Annotated in this window: 15 protein-coding genes; all 15 read left to right on the plus strand. The window is 69.4% G+C overall.

Annotated features, from left to right (window positions below):
* The first annotated feature begins 70 nt into the window (after positions 1-70).
* The 15 genes from hemA to miaB all read left to right on the plus strand — a co-directional run bounded on the left by hemA (position 71) and on the right by miaB (position 13,176).
* Positions 71-1,282: a 5-aminolevulinate synthase gene (hemA, locus tag ABIE41_RS04425; RefSeq protein WP_192643585.1), complete on the plus strand. Its 1,212-nt coding sequence runs from the start codon at positions 71-73 to the stop codon at positions 1,280-1,282.
* Between the two features lie 150 nt (positions 1,283-1,432).
* On the plus strand, positions 1,433-2,002 hold the full coding sequence (gene hslV / locus ABIE41_RS04430; RefSeq protein WP_354191773.1) for an ATP-dependent protease subunit HslV: 570 nt from the start codon (positions 1,433-1,435) through the stop codon (positions 2,000-2,002).
* The gene (locus ABIE41_RS04435; RefSeq protein WP_192643586.1) at positions 1,999-3,081 is read left to right on the plus strand and encodes a hypothetical protein; all 1,083 of its coding nucleotides are present in this window, start codon (positions 1,999-2,001) and stop codon (positions 3,079-3,081) included. Before hslV ends, ABIE41_RS04435 begins: the two co-directional genes overlap by 4 nt.
* Positions 3,078-3,620, plus strand: coding sequence for a GNAT family N-acetyltransferase (locus ABIE41_RS04440; protein ID WP_354191774.1), 543 nt, complete (start codon positions 3,078-3,080; stop codon positions 3,618-3,620). Before ABIE41_RS04435 ends, ABIE41_RS04440 begins: the two co-directional genes overlap by 4 nt.
* Positions 3,617-4,927 carry an ATP-dependent protease ATPase subunit HslU gene (hslU, locus tag ABIE41_RS04445; RefSeq protein WP_192643587.1) on the plus strand — a complete coding sequence of 437 codons (1,311 nt, stop codon included), beginning with the start codon at positions 3,617-3,619 and terminating at the stop codon, positions 4,925-4,927. Before ABIE41_RS04440 ends, hslU begins: the two co-directional genes overlap by 4 nt.
* An 83-nt stretch (positions 4,928-5,010) precedes the next feature.
* Entirely contained in the window at positions 5,011-5,253 is a 243-nt protein-coding gene (locus tag ABIE41_RS04450) for a ribbon-helix-helix domain-containing protein (protein WP_210320968.1), read from the plus strand.
* 6 nt (positions 5,254-5,259) lie between these two features.
* Positions 5,260-5,574, plus strand: coding sequence for a type II toxin-antitoxin system RelE/ParE family toxin (locus ABIE41_RS04455; protein WP_192643589.1), 315 nt, complete (start codon positions 5,260-5,262; stop codon positions 5,572-5,574).
* Between the two features lie 11 nt (positions 5,575-5,585).
* Positions 5,586-7,148: a murein biosynthesis integral membrane protein MurJ gene (murJ, locus tag ABIE41_RS04460; RefSeq protein WP_192643590.1), complete on the plus strand. Its 1,563-nt coding sequence runs from the start codon at positions 5,586-5,588 to the stop codon at positions 7,146-7,148.
* 44 nt (positions 7,149-7,192) lie between these two features.
* A complete protein-coding gene (gene trpS / locus ABIE41_RS04465) occupies positions 7,193-8,242 on the plus strand; it encodes a tryptophan--tRNA ligase (protein WP_192643591.1) in 1,050 nt (349 codons plus the stop codon).
* 92 nt (positions 8,243-8,334) lie between these two features.
* Complete coding sequence (locus ABIE41_RS04470; RefSeq protein ID WP_192643592.1) at positions 8,335-8,829, plus strand: universal stress protein; 495 nt, start codon at positions 8,335-8,337, stop codon at positions 8,827-8,829.
* Between the two features lie 109 nt (positions 8,830-8,938).
* Positions 8,939-9,499 (plus strand): NifU family protein, encoded by a 561-nt coding sequence (locus ABIE41_RS04475; protein WP_192643593.1) that lies wholly within the window; start codon positions 8,939-8,941, stop codon positions 9,497-9,499.
* Between the two features lie 107 nt (positions 9,500-9,606).
* Entirely contained in the window at positions 9,607-10,290 is a 684-nt protein-coding gene (tsaB, locus tag ABIE41_RS04480; RefSeq protein ID WP_192643594.1) for a tRNA (adenosine(37)-N6)-threonylcarbamoyltransferase complex dimerization subunit type 1 TsaB, read from the plus strand.
* 136 nt (positions 10,291-10,426) lie between these two features.
* A complete protein-coding gene (locus ABIE41_RS04485) occupies positions 10,427-10,855 on the plus strand; it encodes a GNAT family N-acetyltransferase (protein ID WP_354191775.1) in 429 nt (142 codons plus the stop codon).
* 16 nt (positions 10,856-10,871) lie between these two features.
* A complete protein-coding gene (locus ABIE41_RS04490) occupies positions 10,872-11,684 on the plus strand; it encodes a lysophospholipid acyltransferase family protein (RefSeq protein ID WP_354191776.1) in 813 nt (270 codons plus the stop codon).
* A 106-nt stretch (positions 11,685-11,790) separates the two neighbouring features.
* Entirely contained in the window at positions 11,791-13,176 is a 1,386-nt protein-coding gene (gene miaB, locus ABIE41_RS04495; protein ID WP_192643773.1) for a tRNA (N6-isopentenyl adenosine(37)-C2)-methylthiotransferase MiaB, read from the plus strand.
* Positions 13,177-13,318: the final 142 nt, after the last annotated feature.

A 13,318-nucleotide genomic window follows, 5' to 3' on the forward strand; every position in this document is an offset into this window, starting at 1 on the left:
GCGCGACACCGCGTGCCATTTCGCCTGTCCGGCCCTATGCTTAGAAAGCGCGCGCCGCAGGAGGCTGGCGATGGACCACGAGACATTCTTCCGCACAGAGCTGGACGGCCTGCGCCAGGAAGGCCGCTACCGCGTCTTCGCCGATCTCGAGCGCCGGGCCGGGCAGTTTCCGCGGGCGACCTATTACGGCGAGGGCGGCCCGCGCGAGATCACCGTCTGGTGCTCCAACGACTATCTCGGCATGGGCCAGCACCCGTCCGTGCTGGCGGCGATGCATGAGGCGCTCGACCGCTGCGGCGCCGGCGCCGGCGGCACCCGCAACATCGGCGGCACGAACCACTACCACGTGCTGCTGGAGCAGGAGCTCGCCGATCTGCACGGCAAGGAAGCCGCGCTCCTGTTCAACTCCGGCTACATGTCGAACTGGGCTTCGCTCGGCACGCTCGCCTCGCGCATGCCGGGCTGTGTCGTGCTGACGGATGCGCTCAACCATGCCTCGATGATCGAGGGCATTCGCCATTCGCGGGCGGAACGGCACATCTTCGCCCATAACGACCCCGACGATCTCAGACGCAAGCTGGCCGCGCTCGATCCGGCGCGGCCCAAGCTGATCGCCTTCGAGTCGGTCTATTCGATGGATGGCGACATCGCCCCCATTGCGGATTTCTGCGACATCGCCGAGGAATTCGGCGCGATGACCTATATCGACGAGGTCCATGCGGTCGGGCTCTACGGTCCGCGCGGCGGCGGCGTCAGCGAGCGCGAGGGCCTGTCCTCGCGCCTGACCGTGATCGAGGGCACGCTCGCCAAGGCCTTCGGCGTGATGGGCGGCTACATCACGGGCTCGGCGGCGCTGTGCGACTATGTCCGCAGCTTCGCATCGGGCTTCATCTTCTCGACCTCGCTGCCTCCGCCGGTCGCGGCCGGCGCGCTTGCCGCGATCCGCCATCTCAAGCAGAGCCAGACGGAGCGCGAGCGCCATCAGGAGCGGGTGGCGACGCTGCGCCGGCGCCTCGACGCCGCCGGGCTGCCGCATCTGCCCAATCCGAGCCACATCGTGCCGGTGATGGTCGGCGACCCCGTGCTGTGCAAGGCGGTCAGCGACGAACTGCTCGAACGCTTCGCGATCTATGTCCAGCCGATCAACTACCCAACCGTGCCGCGCGGCACGGAGCGTTTGCGGATCACGCCCTCGCCGCTGCATTCCGACTCCGACATCGACCATCTCGTCGAGGCTCTGATCGCGATCTGGGGACGGGTGGGGCTGCAGCGGGCGGCCTGAGGGCTGCGTCAGCGGGGTCGGCGGTTTCACGTGAATCGCTGCGGAGGCCCGCCCTTGCCCGGGGCGTCGGCGGAGCCACCCCTTGATACGGCGTGCATCGCTGAACATGTTGGCGGCTTCCATGCTGCGAACCGCCGAGGCCGAATCGTGATGTCAGACGCCCACTCAGCCCCGACGATGCACGCGACCACCATCCTGATGGTGCGCAAGAAGGGGCGGGTCGTGATCGGCGGCGACGGGCAGGTTTCGCTTGGCCAGACCATCATGAAGGGCAACGCCCGCAAGGTACGCCGCCTTGCCAAGGGCGCGGTGATCGCAGGGTTCGCCGGCGCCACGGCCGACGCCTTCACGCTGTTTGAGCGGCTGGAAACCAAGCTGGAGCAGTATCCGACGCAGCTCCTGCGAGCCTGTGTCGAGCTCGCCAAGGACTGGCGCACGGACCGCTATCTGCGCCGGCTGGAGGCGATGCTGCTCGTCGCCGACAAGGAGGTTTCGCTGCTGATCTCCGGCACCGGCGACGTGCTCGAGCCGGAAGCGAGCGAGCACGGCTCGGTGATGGCGATCGGCTCGGGCGGCAATTACGCGCTTTCGGCAGCGCGCGCGCTGATCGACATCGAGCCCGACCCCGAGGCGATCGTGCGCAAGGCGATGAAGATCGCCGGCGACATCTGCGTCTACACCAACCATTCGCTCGTGATCGAAACGTTGGACGCGTCATGATCGCCGAGCAGGATCTGCAGCAGGCGGTCGCGGACGGCATCATCGACCAGGCCCAGGCCGTGCGGATCGCGCATCTGGCCCGCCTGCGGCTCGAGCGGCAGCGCACGGCGCCGCCGCGCCTCGGCGACAGCGTCTCGGCCGACGCGGTCCGCGCCGTCGATCCCGATGACGAGCGCTTCCGTCTGATCGGCGGCTTCAACGACGTCTTCGTGGCGATCGGCGTCGGCCTCCTGGCCGGCGCCCTGCTCGGCTTGTCGCGCATCGTCGGCTTCGGCGATGCCTTCGCGGCGGTGGCGCTCGTCGCGGCCTGGGGGCTGAGCGAGGTGTTTGCCCGGCGGATGCGGCTCGCCCTGCCCTCGATCCTGCTGGCCGTGATGTTCTGCGTGTCGGCGGCCCTGTTGGTAGCCCAACTGACGGCCGGCCTCAGCCTGCCTTCTCTGCTCTATGGCGGCTGGGTGTTCGCCGCGGCGGCCTTTTCGGGCGCCGCGCTGCTGCATCACTGGCGTTTTCGCGTGCCCGTGGATCTGGCGCTGATCGCCGGAGGCGGCATCGGCATGCTGCTCGCCCTGATCTCGGCCATCGCGCCTGCCCAGGCGCAGGCTTACATCAACCCGATCCTTGCGGTCTGCGGCCTGTCCGTCTTCGCGCTTGCGCTGCGGCTCGACATGCGCGACCCGCGTCGCCTGACGCGACGCGCCGATGCGGCCTTCTGGCTCCATCTCCTGGCTGCCGGGCTGATCGTGCATCCGGTGTTCCGCGGCCTGGTGGGCACGGCGGCCGGCTTCGGCACAACGCAATCCCTGATGATCCTTGGGCTGTTCGCGGCGCTCGGCATCGTCGCACTCGTGATCGACCGGCGCGCGCTGCTGGTCTCGGCGCTGAGCTATGCGGGCATCGCGGTGGCCTATCTGATCTCCCAGAGCGTTTCGGGCAATCTCAGCCTGCCGCTGGCCCTGCTGGGCCTCGCCATCCTCGTGCTCGCACTCTCCGCCGGCTGGCGGGCCCTGCGCCGGGCCCTGCTGCCTGCGTTGCCGCTCGGCCGCTGGCGCGACCGGCTGCCTCCGGTGGAGCCCGCGTGAGCGCACCTGTCGCCGACATGATCGCCTTCCGCCCGGTCGAGCCCCACGACCTGCCAAGGCTGGCCGGCTGGATCGCGCAGCCGCACTGGCAGGATTGGTGGGGCGAGCCAGAGAGCGAGATCGGCCATATCCGGGAGATGATCGAGGGGCGCGACGACACCTGCTCGCCCTTCCTCATCACGCTCGACGGTGAGCCGGCCGGGTACATCCAGGTCTGGCGCGTCGGTCCGCACCAGATCCCCGAATGGACCGCGGCGAGCCCCTGGCTGCTGGAGGTCCCGGCCGAGGCTGTCGGCGTCGATCTCTCGCTGGCCGATGCGCAGCGGCTGTCGCAGGGGATCGGCTCCGCCGCCTTGCGCCGCTTCGCTGACAGCCTGGTCGCGCAGGGCCACGAGACGATCCTGATCGACCCAGACCCCACCAATGCGCGCGCCGTCGGGGCCTATCGCAAGGCCGGCTTCCGGCCCGTTCCCGATCTCGAAGGGCGCACGCCCGGCGTCCTCATCATGCAGTTCCAGCAGGATTCAGACCTGACATGACCTCTTTCTCCCCCCGCGAGATCGTTTCCGAGCTCGACCGCTTCATCGTCGGCCAGAACGACGCCAAGCGTGCGGTCGCCATCGCCTTGCGCAATCGCTGGCGTCGGCAGCAGCTCGAAGGGCCGCTGCGCGAGGAGGTTTCGCCGAAGAACATCCTGATGATCGGGCCCACTGGCTGCGGCAAGACCGAGATCGCGCGCCGCCTCGCCAAGCTGGCGAATGCGCCCTTCTTGAAGGTCGAGGCGACGAAGTTCACCGAGGTCGGCTATGTCGGCCGCGATGTCGAGTCGATCGTGCGCGACCTCGTCGAGATCGCGATTGCGCTGGTGCGCGAGAACCGGCGCAAGGATGTGCAGGCCAAGGCGCATGTCGCGGCGGAAGAGCGCGTGCTCGATGCTCTGGTCGGCGTCAACGCCAGCCCCGCCACCCGCGATTCCTTCCGCCGGAAACTGCGCGCCAACGAGCTCGACGACAAGGAGATCGAGGTCGAGATCGCGGCGGGCAGCGGCGCGTCGGCGCCGATGTTCGAGGTACCGGGCATGCCCGGCGCCTCGATCGGCGCGATCAATCTCTCCGACATGTTCGGCAAGGCCTTCGGCCAGAAGGGCAAGCCCCGGCGCATCCTGGTGAAGGACGCCTATGGGCCGCTGCTGACGGAGGAAAGCGACAAGCTGATCGACCAGGAGGCGATCGTGCAGGCGGCGATCCGCGAGGTCGAGAACAACGGCATCGTCTTCCTCGACGAGATCGACAAGATCTGTGCCCGCGAGGGCAAGGGCGGCGCCGATGTCTCGCGCGAGGGCGTGCAGCGCGACCTGCTGCCGCTGATCGAGGGCACGACGGTGGCGACCAAGCATGGCGCGGTGAAGAGCGACCACATCCTGTTCATCGCGTCGGGCGCGTTCCATGTCTCGCGCCCCTCCGACCTGCTACCCGAGCTGCAGGGGCGCCTGCCGATCCGCGTCGAGCTGTCGCCGCTCGACGTCGACGATTTCCGGCGCATCCTGACGGAGACGGAAGCCAGCCTGATCAAGCAGACGGTGGCGCTGATGGCCACCGAAGAGGTCACGGTTGATTTCACGCCGGACGCGATCGACGCGATCGCGCGCATTGCGGTGGATGTGAATTCCACCGTCGAGAACATCGGCGCGCGGCGGCTGCAGACCGTGATCGAGCGCATTCTCGACGACGTCTCCTTCACCGCGCCCGACCGCTCCGGCGAGACCGTGACGATCGACGCCGCCTATGTGCAGTCCCGCATCGGCGATCTTGCGAAGAACGCGGATCTGAGCCGGTTCATCCTGTAGCATGGGCCGGATCGGTCCGGCCCTTCTGCTCTGCGCGATCCCGGATATAATCCCGGCAAGGGAGGCTCCGCATGTCCGGTACCATGACGACCACCATCGAGCTCAATGGTCCGCTCAGCGACTTCGTCGCGGACAAGGTCGGGGAGAACGGACCCTATGCGGATGCCGGCGAATACATCCGTGATCTGATCCGGCGCGACCGCGAGCGCAGCGAGAGCGAAGCGTTCGACAGGCTGAAGGCGGAACTGGCCCGAGCCTTTGCTGCTCCCGAATCGAGCTATGTGCCCCTGACGGCAGCCGAGGTCATCGCGCGAAACAAAGTTTGAGCGCGAATGGCTACCGTTCGCATTCAAGAAGCTGCTTCGCATCGTCTCGACGAGATCTATCGCTACACCAAGCAGCGCTGGGGCGAAGAGCAGGCGGATCGCTACATCTCAGGATTGTTTGCGGCGTTCGCGCACATCGACGGCCATGGCGTTCTGTCGCGCCCCGTCCCGGCAGAGTTCGGCGTCGATGGGTTCGTGTTTCGCCACGAGCGGCATTTTGTCTATTGGCGCCGCCTTTCCAATGGCGACATCGGCATCGTGACGATCCTTCATGAGCGCATGCACCAGATCGACCGCTTCCGCGACGATCTTCGATCCTGACGCAGCCGATCGTGGAAGCGAACCCGCCACCATCCCGCCTTGCCCGCGACTCGCTCGTGGTCGGCGCGGCCACCATCCTGTCCCGCCTGCTCGGCTTCGCCCGCGATGTGCTCGTCGCCCGGCTTCTCGGCGCGGGCCCGGTGGCGGATGCCTTCCTCGCGGCGCTGCGCCTGCCGAATCTGGTCCGGCGCGTGCTGGGCGAGGGCGGTCTCAATGCGCCCTTCGTGCCGATTTATCTGGCCGTCCGGCAGGAGCAGGGAGAGGCGGCTGCGAGGGGCTTCGCCGGCGAGGCAGCGAGCCATCTCGCGCTCATGCTGCTGGTGCTGGTCGGGCTCGGCGAGCTGTTCGCGCCCTGGGTCGTGCTCGCCATCGCGGGCGGCTTCGCCGAGGAGCCGGAGACGCTGGCGCTGGCGGCCTCCTACACGCGGCTGATGCTGCCGTTCCTGCTGCTGACGACGGTCGCTGCGCTGCTGGCGGCGCTGCTCAATGCCGAGCGGCGTTTCGTCATGGCGGCGCTGGCCCCGGCCCTGATGAATGCGCTGCTGATCGCGATCCTGCTCCTGCAGCTTCTGCAGGGCACCGAGCCGGCGATGGCGGCGCGGTGGCAGGCGCTTGCGGTGAGCGCCACCGGCCTCGCCCATCTCGGGCTGGTGCTGTTGGCGCTGCGACGGGTCGGCTGGCCGCGGCCGAGCCTGCGCTGGTCGCCCGCCATGAGCCGCCTGATCCGCACCGGCGGCGCGACGCTGCTGGCGGCCTCGAGCGCGCAGCTCGTCCTGCTGGTCGCAACGCAGATCGCCTCGGGCGAGGCGGGGGCGGTCGCGGCGCTCTACTACGCCGACCGGATCTTCCAGCTGCCGCTGGGCTTCGTCGGGGTGGCGATGGGGACCGTCGTCTTCTCCGAGATGGCGCAGCGCCCCGCCGGCGACGACGCGCTGCTCGGGCGGGCGCTGGGGCTCGGGCTGGCGCTGGCCCTTCCGGCGGCGGTCGCACTCATCGTGCTGGCGCGGCCGATCGTCTCGATCCTGTTCGAGCATGGCCGCTTCGGCACCGACGATACGGCGCGCACCGCCGCCGCGCTCGCGCTCCTGGCGGCGGGGCTGCCCTTCGCGGTCGTGACCAAGGTTCTCGGCCAGGCCTATTTCGCCCGCCAGCGCCCGCGAACCCCGCTTCTGGTCGGCCTGGCCGCCGTGGCAGTCGCCGCCGCCGCCGGGAGGCTGCTTTCTCCCTTCGGGCCGGCGGCCGCGACGGCGGCGCTCGCCGCCAGCCTCGCCTTCCTGCTCCAGGCCCTGATGCTGGGCGTGCTGCTCGCCCGGGAAGGCCTCTGGCGGCCGGCCTCGGCGCTGCGACCGGCAGCGGGCGTCGCCGTCGCCAGTCTCGCGATGCTCCTCCTGCTCATGGGCCTCGGCCCGGCCCTGCAGGGCTGGATGGCGCCGGGCCAAGCGGTGATCGTGCGCGCGGCGGGGCTCGCGCTGCTCTGCGGCGCCGGGCTCGCCGGCTATGGCGCGGCGGGCTGGGCGCTCGGCGTCTTCGGGCCGCGCGGCTGGCCCGGCCCCTTGCGCAAGCGCCGGGGTTGAGCCAGAAGCCCCCCTCCCTCCCGTTCGTGACGACGGAGCGCCCGATGGCGACCTTTCACCAGCGCGTCTTCTCCGGCATGCAGCCGACCTCGACGCTGCATCTCGGCAATTATCTGGGCGCGCTGACCAACTGGGTCGCGATGCAGGACACGCATGAGTGCATCTATTGCGTCGTCGACATGCACGCGATCACGGTCTGGCAGAACCCCGCCGACCTGACGCGGGCGATCCGCGAGGTCACGGCGGCCTATGTCGCGGCCGGCGTCGATCCCAAGCGCAGCATCATCTTCAACCAGAGCCAGGTTTCGCAGCATGCGGAACTCGCCTGGGTCTTCAACTGCGTCGCCCGCCTGGGCTGGCTCAACCGCATGACGCAGTTCAAGGAAAAGGCCGGCAAGGACCGGGAGAATGCCTCGATCGGGCTCTATGCCTATCCGGCGCTGATGGCGGCCGACATCCTGCTCTACAAGGCGACGCATGTGCCGGTCGGCGAGGACCAGAAGCAGCATCTCGAGCTCGCCCGCGACATCGCGCAGAAGTTCAACAACGATTTCGGCGCGCAGATCGCGGAAAAGGGGCTCGGCACGGGCGAGTTCGGGTTCTTCCCGCAGCCGGAACCGATGATCCAGGGCCCGGCACCCCGCGTGATGAGCCTGCGCGACGGCACCAAGAAGATGTCGAAGTCGGACGCCTCCGACAATTCGCGCATCAACCTGACCGATGATGCCGAGACCATCGCCCAGAAGATCCGCAAAGCGAAGACCGACCCCGACGCGCTGCCGTCCGAGGAGAAGGGGCTGGAGGGCCGGCCCGAGGCGGAGAACCTCGTCGGCATCTATGCCGGGCTGAACGGCGAGACCAAGGCGCAGGTTCTCGCGCAGTTCGGCGGAGGGCAGTTCTCCGGCTTCAAGGCGGCGCTGGTCGACCTCGCCGTGGCGAAGCTCGCGCCGATCGCCGGCGAGATGCGCCGGCTCCTGGCCGATGTCAGCCATATCGACGCGATCCTCGGCGATGGCGCGCAGCGGGCGGAGGCCATCGCCGCCCCCATCATGCGCGACGTCAAGGACATCGTCGGCTTCGTGCGGCGCGGCTGAGCGGTGCGGCCAGACCTGACGGTATGGGCTTGCGCTGACCTCGCGGCGCGGGCCACCATGCCGTCTCCTGAAGCGGCGGCAGGACAGTCGACATGGTGAAACGACGGCGGTCCTACGAGACGGGCCATCGACCGAAGTTCCTCGCGGTGGTGGACGACAGCGTCGAATGCGCCAAGGCGGTTCGCTTTGCGGCGCGTCGCTGCGCGCGGCTGGGCGCGTCGATCGTCCTGCTGGGCGTCATCACGCCGCCCGAGCACGAGACCTGGCTGGGCGTCGGCGAGGTGATGCAGGCGGAGGCCGAGGCCGAGGCCGAGAAGCTGATCGAGGCCGCCGCGGAGGCTGTGCGCACTTTCGCCGGGCTGGAGCCCGAGCGCGTCGTGCGCACCGGCGATAAGGCGGACGAGGTGGTCAAGCTGATCGAGTCCGACGAGGACATCTCGCTGCTCGTTCTCGCCGCGGGCGTCGGCCGCGACGGCCCTGGGCCGCTGGTCAGCGCGCTTGCCGGCAAATCCGCCGCGAGCTTCCCGATTCCCGTCGCGATCGTGCCCGGTCATCTCGAGGACGAGGAAATCGACGCGCTGGCGTGATCCCCGGCGGGGCCAACCACCCGCTTCACGCTGGAATGATTCGCGCCACGCGCCTATATCTCGCCGATGGAACGGCGGCCTTGACCCGTCCGGGACCGGAGACTCCAGCATGTTCATCCAGACCGAAGCCACGCCGAACCCGGCGACCCTGAAATTCCTGCCCGGCCGGACCGTCATGCAAGACGGCACGCTGGAGCTGCGCGACGCCGAGCAGGCCGAGCGCTCGCCGCTGGCGCAGCGGCTCTTCAGCGTCTCGGGCGTTTCCGGCGTTTTCCTCGGCGCCGATTTCATCACCGTGACCAAGGCCGGCGGCGAGTGGCCGCATCTGAAGCCCGCGATCCTCGGCGCCATCATGGAGCATTTCATGTCGGGCGCGCCGGTGCTGGCGAGCGGCTCACAGGCGGATGTCACGGAAGAGGGCGAGTTCTTCGCGCCCGAGGACGCCCAGACGGTCGAGACGATCAAGGACCTGCTGGAGACGCGCATCCGGCCGGCGGTAGCCGGCGATGGCGGCGACATCACCTTCCGTGGCTTCAAGGATGGCACGGTCTATCTGGCGATGAAGGGCTCCTGCTCGGGCTGCCCCTCCTCGACCGCGACGCTGAAGCACGGCATCCAGAACCTGTTGCGTCACTTCCTGCCGGATGTGCGGGAAGTCGAGGCGATTTGATCGTCGTCGGTCAAACCTCCTGCCGTCATCCCGGGCTTCGCGGCTGAGCCGCCTGTCCGAGATGACGTCCCGCTTGCAAGACTACCGGACAGGCAAGGCCTAGGCTGATGCGCATCCTCGCGATCGACACCGCGCTCGGCGCCTGCTCGGCTTGCGTACTCGAGGCCGGCTCGGCCGAGCCCCTCGCGATCGAGCAGATCGCGATGGAGCGCGGTCATGCCGAGGCGCTGATGCCGCTGATCGAACGCGTGATGAAAGCGGTGCCGGGAGGCTTCTCCTCGCTCAACCGCGTCGCCGTGACGGTCGGACCCGGCAGCTATACCGGCCTGCGCGTCGGCGTCAGCGCGGCACGGGCGATCGCGCTTGCTGCGAAAATCCCGGCCGTGGGCGTGACCACGCTCGCCGCCTGCGCCGCGCCCCTGGTCGGCCGCGAGAGCGGCCGGGTGATCGCCGCCGCTCTCGACGCCAAGCACGGCCAGGTCTGGTTCCAGGCGCTGAGTTCCGAAGGCCGCCCGATCGTCGCGCTGCGCCAGGTCAGCTATCGCGATGCGGCGCGCGCGATCGGGGCGGGCCCGGTCAGCCTCGTCGGATCGGCTGCGCTGGCCGTCGCCAACGAGGCCTGGGCGATCGGGCTCGATGCGCTGGTGATCGACGATGCGCGCGCACCGGACGTGACCTGGGTGGCCCGGCTCGGGCTGATCGCCGATCCCGACCAGGCGCCGCCGCGGCCGCTCTATCTGAAGGCGCCGGAGACGACGCCTCAGGACCGCGCGCGCCTGCCGCGGCGCTGAGCGAGGCGAACGGCCTACATGACGCAAGGGTATTTGCCGCGCACCCTGGCTGTGCCATCAAGCGCCATGGACTGGCTGCGCCGACTTCTCCATCCCGAATCCTGCCCGGCGCGCACGGCGCGGCTCGACGCGCGCCATGCCCGCGACATCGCGGCGCTGCACGGCCAGGGGCGGGTTCGCGCGCGGCTGGGAGGCGGGCGAATGCGCCGCCCTGCTGAGCGACGCCAGCATCGCGGCGGATGGCGTCTTCACCGGCCATCACGCGCAGCCGGCCGGCTTCGTGATGTCGCGCCAGGCCGCCGACGAGGCCGAGATCCTGTCGATCGTGGTCGCGCCCGCGCATCGCGGCAACCGGCTGGCCGCCAATCTCCTCGGCGCGCATCTCTCCCGGCTCGCCGGCAACGGCGTCTCGCAGGTCTTCCTCGAGGTCGAGGACGGGAATGTCGCGGCGGAGCGGCTCTATCGGCATCTCGGCTTCCGCGAGGTCGGCCGTCGCAAGGGCTATTATCCGAAGCCCGATGGCAGCCGCGCCACCGCTGTCGCGATGCGGCTCGATCTGGCGTGACCCCGCCACGCACATCATGAAGACCCTGCCGCCCGGTGCGCTCCTGCGTGTCACGGCCCTTGCGGTCGGCATGATCGCGCTGCTGCCGGTGCAGTTGCTGGTCATGCGGCTGGCACCGGCCAGGGGCGCCGCGATCCCGCGCCTGTTCCACCGCCTGACCTGCCGCTGCCTCGGCGTGCGGCGCCGTGTCCGCGGGACGCCGCCGCCGAAAGGCGCCGCCGGGCTGATCGTCGCCAACCATGTTTCCTGGCTCGACATTTCGGTGCTCGGTGCCGAGCGGCCGGTCTGCTTCGTCGCCAAGAGCGAGGTGGCGGGCTGGCCGATGATCGGGTTCCTGGCGAAGTTGCAGCGCACCGTCTTCATCGATCGCTCGCGACGGGGGGCGACGGCGGACGTCGCGGCGCAGATGGGCGAGCGGCTGTCGGCGGGAGAGGCGGTCGTGCTCTTCGCGGAAGGGACGACGGGCGACGGCACCCGCATCCTGCCGCTGCGCTCCTCGCTGCTCGGGGCCGCCCATGAGGCGCTTGGCAAGGGCGAACCCGGCGCCGAGGACGACATTGCCGTCTATCCGCTGACGATCAGCTATACGGGCTTTCACGGCATGGCGGGCGGGCGCTTCGAGCGCACGGCGCTGGCCTGGTATGGCGACACCGAGCTCGCCCCGCATCTGCAGGCGGTGCTGCGGGCCGGCGCCATCGATGTCGAGCTCGCCTGGGGCGAGCCGATCGCCATGGGTCGCGCCACCTCGCGCAAGGAAGCGACGCGGCGCGCGCAGGACGCGATCCGCAAGGCCCGGCAGGAAACCGTCAGCGGGCGGCCGCTGCCGTGAGGCGCACCACTGGCCCGGTCATTGCTTGGGCTCCGGGGCGGTGCCGGGCGTTTCCTCGCGGCGCGATCCGGAGTAAGGAGACGGTTTGGAGTTCAGACCCGGCGCGATGAAGAAAGTCCACATCAAGTCCTTCGGCTGCCAGATGAACGTCTATGACGGCCAGCGCATGGCCGACATCCTGGGCGAACAGGGCTTCGAGGAGACGGCGACGCCCGAGGGCGCGGACCTGATCCTGCTGAACACCTGCCATATCCGCGACCGGGCGGTGCAGAAGGTCTATACCGAGCTCGGCAAGCTGCGCGACATCAAGACCGCGCAGAAGGCGGAGGGGCAGGACACCCGCATCATCGTGGCGGGCTGCGTCGCTCAGGCGGAGGGCGCGGAAATCCAGCGGCGCCAGCCGGCGGTCGATCTCGTCGTCGGGCCGCAGGCCTATCACCGCCTGCCCGAACTGCTGGAGCGGGCGCGGGCGCGGCGCGTCGTCGATACCGACCTGCCGATCGACGACAAGTTCGGCCACCTGCCCGCACCACGGCCGCAAACGATCCGCCAGCGTGGCATCTCGGCCTTCGTCACCGTCCAGGAAGGCTGCGACAAGTTCTGCGCCTTCTGCGTCGTGCCCTATACGCGCGGCGCCGAGTTCTCGCGGCCGGTGGCACAGGTCATGGCCGAGATCGAGCGGCTGGCGGCTTCGGGGGTGCAGGACGTCACGCTGATCGGCCAGAACGTCAACGCCTATCACGGCGAGGGGCCCTACGGGCGCGTCTGGGGTCTGGCGCGGCTGATGCACCGGGTCGCCGAGGTGCCGGGCATCGCCCGCATCCGCTACACCACGAGCCATCCTCGCGACATGGACGACGATCTCATCGCCGCGCATCGCGACCTGCCGCAGGTGATGCCGTTCCTGCATCTGCCGGTCCAGGCCGGCTCCGACCGCATCCTGGCCGCGATGAACCGCAAGCACAGCGCCGAGGATTACCGCCGGCTCGTCGACCGCATCCGGCAGGCGCGGCCCGACATCGCGCTGTCCTCGGATTTCATCGTCGGTTTCCCCGGCGAGACGGATGCGGATTTCGAGGCGACGCTGGCGCTGGTCGACGAGATCGGCTTCGCCTCGAGCTATTCCTTCAAGTATTCGCCGCGCCCGGGCACGCCGGCCGCCGATCTCGACGACGCGGTTCCCGCCGTAGTGATGGACGAGCGGCTTCAGCGTCTCCAGGCACGGATCGAACATCACCGTCAGGCGTTCAACCATGCGATGGTGGGACGGACGGTCGAGGTGCTGCTGGAACGGGCGGGGCGCCATCCCGGCCAGCTTGCCGGCAAATCGCCCTACCTTCAGGCTGTCCAGATCGAGACGGAGACGAATCAGATCGGCGAGCTCGTGCAGGTGGTGATCGAGCGGGCGGGCTCCAACTCGCTGTTCGGCCGCAAGGCCGAGGCGGCCGGCGCAGGCACGGGCAAGCCCTCCTCCGAGGACATCGCCGCGTGAGCCCCGTTCCGTTGCGTTCCGCGCGTCCTTGTCATCAGCCTGCCACCGTCGCGCCGGCTGATATGACCGTTGCACAGGGTAGACGACCCGGCCTCACGCTCCTGTCCGGCCGGAACAGGCGCCAGGGAGACGACGCCATTGG

The sequence above is a fragment of the Bosea sp. OAE506 genome (assembly GCF_040546595.1).
GTDB lineage: Bacteria > Pseudomonadota > Alphaproteobacteria > Rhizobiales > Beijerinckiaceae > Allobosea.

Bases quoted from the DNA above. Each gene is read 5' to 3' on its own strand.
- ABIE41_RS04470 (WP_192643592.1), top strand. From the start codon at position 8,335: ATGGTGAAACGACGGCGGTCCTACGAGACGGGCCATCGACCGAAGTTC.
- ABIE41_RS04455 (WP_192643589.1), top strand. From the start codon at position 5,260: ATGGCTACCGTTCGCATTCAAGAAGCTGCTTCGCATCGTCTCGACGAG.
- ABIE41_RS04450 (WP_210320968.1), top strand. From the start codon at position 5,011: ATGACGACCACCATCGAGCTCAATGGTCCGCTCAGCGACTTCGTCGCG.
- hslV (WP_354191773.1), top strand. From the start codon at position 1,433: ATGTCAGACGCCCACTCAGCCCCGACGATGCACGCGACCACCATCCTG.
- hslU (WP_192643587.1), top strand. From the start codon at position 3,617: ATGACCTCTTTCTCCCCCCGCGAGATCGTTTCCGAGCTCGACCGCTTC.
- ABIE41_RS04485 (WP_354191775.1), top strand. From the start codon at position 10,427: ATGCCCGCGACATCGCGGCGCTGCACGGCCAGGGGCGGGTTCGCGCGC.
- miaB (WP_192643773.1), top strand. From the start codon at position 11,791: ATGAAGAAAGTCCACATCAAGTCCTTCGGCTGCCAGATGAACGTCTAT.
- trpS (WP_192643591.1), top strand. From the start codon at position 7,193: ATGGCGACCTTTCACCAGCGCGTCTTCTCCGGCATGCAGCCGACCTCG.
- ABIE41_RS04490 (WP_354191776.1), top strand. From the start codon at position 10,872: ATGAAGACCCTGCCGCCCGGTGCGCTCCTGCGTGTCACGGCCCTTGCG.
- ABIE41_RS04435 (WP_192643586.1), top strand. From the start codon at position 1,999: ATGATCGCCGAGCAGGATCTGCAGCAGGCGGTCGCGGACGGCATCATC.
- ABIE41_RS04475 (WP_192643593.1), top strand. From the start codon at position 8,939: ATGTTCATCCAGACCGAAGCCACGCCGAACCCGGCGACCCTGAAATTC.
- tsaB (WP_192643594.1), top strand. From the start codon at position 9,607: ATGCGCATCCTCGCGATCGACACCGCGCTCGGCGCCTGCTCGGCTTGC.
- hemA (WP_192643585.1), top strand. From the start codon at position 71: ATGGACCACGAGACATTCTTCCGCACAGAGCTGGACGGCCTGCGCCAG.